3 protein-coding genes are annotated in these 3,951 nt (G+C 57.2%); 2 read left to right on the top strand and 1 reads right to left on the bottom strand.

Annotated elements, in window-relative coordinates; genetic code table 11:
• Positions 1–280: 280 nt before the first annotated feature.
• Entirely contained in the window at positions 281–1,036 is a 756-nt protein-coding gene (locus ACOVQ0_RS14945; protein ID WP_421886063.1) for a type II CAAX prenyl endopeptidase Rce1 family protein, read from the top strand.
• A gap of 757 nt (positions 1,037–1,793) precedes the next feature.
• On the opposite strand, the gene ACOVQ0_RS14940 is transcribed toward ACOVQ0_RS14945, so the two are convergent.
• Positions 1,794–2,276 carry a hypothetical protein gene (locus ACOVQ0_RS14940; RefSeq protein WP_421886061.1) on the bottom strand — a complete coding sequence of 161 codons (483 nt, stop codon included), beginning with the start codon at positions 2,274–2,276 and terminating at the stop codon, positions 1,794–1,796.
• A gap of 331 nt (positions 2,277–2,607) precedes the next feature.
• Between ACOVQ0_RS14940 and ACOVQ0_RS14935 the strand changes: the two genes are divergently transcribed.
• Entirely contained in the window at positions 2,608–3,861 is a 1,254-nt protein-coding gene (locus ACOVQ0_RS14935; protein ID WP_421886058.1) for a cytochrome P450, read from the top strand.
• The last annotated feature ends 90 nt before the right edge of the window (positions 3,862–3,951 follow it).

The raw sequence follows: 3,951 nt of genomic DNA, 5'->3' as shown, positions 1-3,951 counted from the left end.
AGCGGACGTTAGCGAGACAACAGACCGACGGTCTGCCCCGAGGTTCCGCTCCAGCCACTCCGCCGTCTACAACACGTTCAATCTGTAACCCCACCGGATTTCCGGACCAGGTCTCCGGATCCTGCGCGCCCGAGCGGACAGGGAATGGGAAGCCGCGACCGTCGCCGCCTGATCCCAGGGTGGGGGAGGGGTCTTTCTGACCGGGCCGACTTAACGTGTCAGTACCTTTGACTCGCCCAAATTACTTTGTATATTAAACTTGTTTGCCAAGGAGCGGTTCATGATAAGTTCTAAAGGTAATCGTCGTGCGGTAACGTTTGACCCAGGGTTGGATACGCTGCTGGCATCGATTACAGCAGCAATAATGATCGGAATATACTATCTCAATGCGAAGTACGGTTTCGAGCAGCCTGCCTTCTTCTTTATTGGTTTCGTATTAATTGGACATATTATTCTCAACGCCACGATACCTGCGTTTGTTGTTCTCGTTCTATGTAAAGAGGGCTTGTCATCATTAGGAATCAAAAGAGAAAATTTATTTTCCTCGATTCTGATATCTGCGGTTCTCGCAGCAATATTCTCGAATACTCTTTTTCAGGCGCTGGAAGGATTCGATGGAAACCCCATTCCACATATAATATTTAACGGTATTTCGTTGTGGGAGCCGCTGTTTGTTTACGGATGGCTACAGTTGAGGTTTGAAAGAGCATTTGGATACGTTTTGGCTCCCATAATTGCCGGGGCAGCTTTTGCGGCATATCATATCGGCACTTTCCCAATCGACATGGTATTGATGCTGTTCGTTTTCGGAGTTTTCTATGGCATCGTATTTGGGTTTGTAAGGAATATCCTTGTACTATTCCCAATGACCTGGGCTGTTGGCTCTTCTATCGGTACAATCCAAGGCGGTTACAGCTTCGATTGGTCCACTGTTATTGTCTACGCAATCGTGCTCCTGCTGCAATTAATGATAATATTCGGGCTATGGCACTATATCCGGAAATACAACACTTCAGTGGGCTCAGTCGTGAAATGATGAGTGTCCCAGACTCGGGCAAACACGACACTGATCGAAAATAAAAATCCGTATACTTCCATGCGGCCTATTCATTAGATTTTCAAATCTTATCGCGCAGCTACGTGTCATGGAAAGAACGCTGCCTTCGCAACATCTCTCGCGCCCGCCGACACTCCCGGCCAGTTTCCTGCTTAAGATGGCGCTGCCGCTTGTTTTGCCCGTTGCGCTGACCTTGTTCATTTCAATCACTGTTGGCGAGACTTGGCCGCGCAGTATCGCGCCCGGCTCCGGGCTTATGTTGCAAGGCCTGATCGCTTCAGCGATTTTTTCCACCTTGGCTTGGCGTATTACGGGCGGGGTCTTTGACGATGAGCAATTAAGGAAATTAGCAGCGATAATCTGTGCGGTAACAGGTCTCATGGGCTGGCCTATTTGGACAACAGGAATTCTACCCAGCATCAACGGGGCCTTTCTTGGTCAAGAGCGCGTCGAGCCAATGCGCCTCGGAAAACTTGATGTTTCCCGACCGAAGGGAAGCGTAGGCTCGCCCAATTACTCGGCGTGGCTTGAGCCTATAAATCGGGGGGGGCCATCGATGGCGGAAGATATTACATTTCCGAGGAAGTTTATCAGCTGTTGGAATCCCAGAAGCCGGTCGCAATCAGGGTTGCACATTCTAGGGGCTTGCTAGGCGCAGTGGTCGTCACGGATTACCGGTAGAGGCACCAGGTGCTGGAGAAGCTGGCGGGAAAACGTGCAGGGGCACCACGCTCGATCAGCGCGCCGCCGGTGTTGTCCCCATCGCAGCGATCAGCCGGTTCCGCGTAGCCTCAACCTCCGCCTCGCAAGTGCCCTCGGCCAAGGTCAGGTTGCGTCCGTTCGGTGTGAGCAATTGCAGCGCGAAAGAGGGATCGCCGTCGAAGTCTTTAGTGCGGAGGATTTCGGGCGGATCGCATTGTCGGACGGCGAACCGCTCCTCCGCGCTCTTCCACAGCCAGATTTCCCGCACCACGACCCAGCCGTCCTTGATGTTCAGCCGCATCAGGGGTGTTCTGAAGGAGACGGCGCTTCCTACCAGTCCAAAGACCCAAAGGGACAGGAAGACGGCCGCAAACGGCAGTGCGGCCGGCCGGAGAAGATCGACCGGCGGCCAGAAGGCCCAAGCAGTCATGACCGCCATGAAGCTCATCCACACGGCCATGAAGACCCAGGCGAAGATGGCTTTGTTGTCGCTTATAGTTATGGATCGGTGGCCCATGGCGAAAGTCTGCCAGATTGCGGCTAAGCCTTGATTAAGCGGGCGACGGTCCGGTTCCGGACTAGTAGCCGATGTTCGCTTCCCACCCTCAGGCGATGGTCTGCTCCCGACCCTGAACGGAAGTTCCAGACGTCCGCTGTCGGGGCAGACCTTCCAGGCGCCGACCCAGGCTGGGCTGGTTGAGCGTATACATCTGGTCCAGGTCGACCTGCCCGCGTCCCGCCAGGGCATGGAATTGTCGCTTGCCGCATACCTCCCCACGCTGCCACTATACAGGGTAGGAACGGCGAATAGCGTATCTGAGACCCAGCCCGGACCACGGAGCTACGCAATGCCGGACGGTGCCAACACCCTTGCCGCGGACTTCGACGCCGACGCCGCTCCGCTGGAGGACATCGACGTCAGCGATGTCGAGCTTTGGCGCACTGATAGCCACTGGCCGCTCTTCGAGCGCCTGCGCCGCGAGGATCCGGTGCACTACTGCCGCCAGAGCTTCTTCGGGCCTTACTGGTCGATCACCCGCTATAACGACATCATGGCCGTGGACACCGACCACGAGGCCTTCTCATCGGAAGCTGAATTGGGCGGCATCGCCATCCTCGATCCGAGTTCGGAATTGCGCCTGCCAAATTTCATTGCCATGGACCCGCCGAAGCACGACGCCCAGCGCAAGACCGTCAGCCCGATCTTCTCACCCTCAAGCCTGGCGCGCATGGAGCCCCTGATCCGCGAGCGGGCCGGGCGCATTCTGGACGAGTTGCCGATCGGCGAGACTTTCGACTGGGTCGACCGTGTCTCGATCGAACTGACCACCCAGATGCTGGCTACGCTGTTCGACTTTCCCTTCGAGGACCGTCGGAAGCTGACCTACTGGTCGGACGTCGCCACCGCCATCCCCGGGCCCGGCTCCCTGGTTGAGACCGAAGACGCCAAGCTGGCGGTGCTGATGGAGTGCCTGGCCGCCTTCACGCAGCTTTGGAACGAGCGCGTAAACGCACCGCCACAAGGTGACCTGATCTCCATGCTGGCCCACGGCGAGGCCACCCGGAACATGAGTCCGATGGAATACCTCGGCAACGTCGGGCTGTTGATCGTCGGAGGCAATGACACCACGCGTAACACGATCACGGGCAGCGTCCTGGCCTTGAACCAGAACCCGGACCAGTACGCCAAGCTGCGCGCCAACCCCGAACTGATACCGTCGATGGTGTCTGAAACGGTACGGTGGCAGACGCCGCTAGCGCATATGCGCCGCACCGCAACCCGTGACGTGGAGTTCGGCGGCAAGACCATCAAGAAGGGCGACAAGGTGATCATGTGGTACGTCTCGGGCAACCGCGACGATGCGGTGATCGAGAACCCGAACGCCTATATCATCGATCGCGAGCGCCCGCGTCAGCACCTATCGTTCGGCTTCGGCATCCACCGCTGCGTCGGCAACCGCCTCGCCGAGATGCAACTACGCGTAGTATGGGAGGAGATATTGAAGCGCTTCCCGGTCATCGAAGTGATGGGCGAGCCCGAGCGCGTGGCTTCGCCGTTCGTCAAGGGCTACCACAGCCTGCCGGTTCGCATTCCAGCCTGAAATCGGATCGTCAGGTCCCCGGGAGCTGGCGATCCCATGCGCCCGGCCTGCGGTTGCCTCCAAGGCTGATGGGAAGGCGAAACCTTCCAA

The organism is Novosphingobium sp. (genome assembly GCF_049240505.1).
GTDB lineage: Bacteria > Pseudomonadota > Alphaproteobacteria > Sphingomonadales > Sphingomonadaceae > Novosphingobium.
Note: the sequence above shows the minus strand (reverse complement) of the source record. Positions and strands in the feature narration are given on the sequence as shown.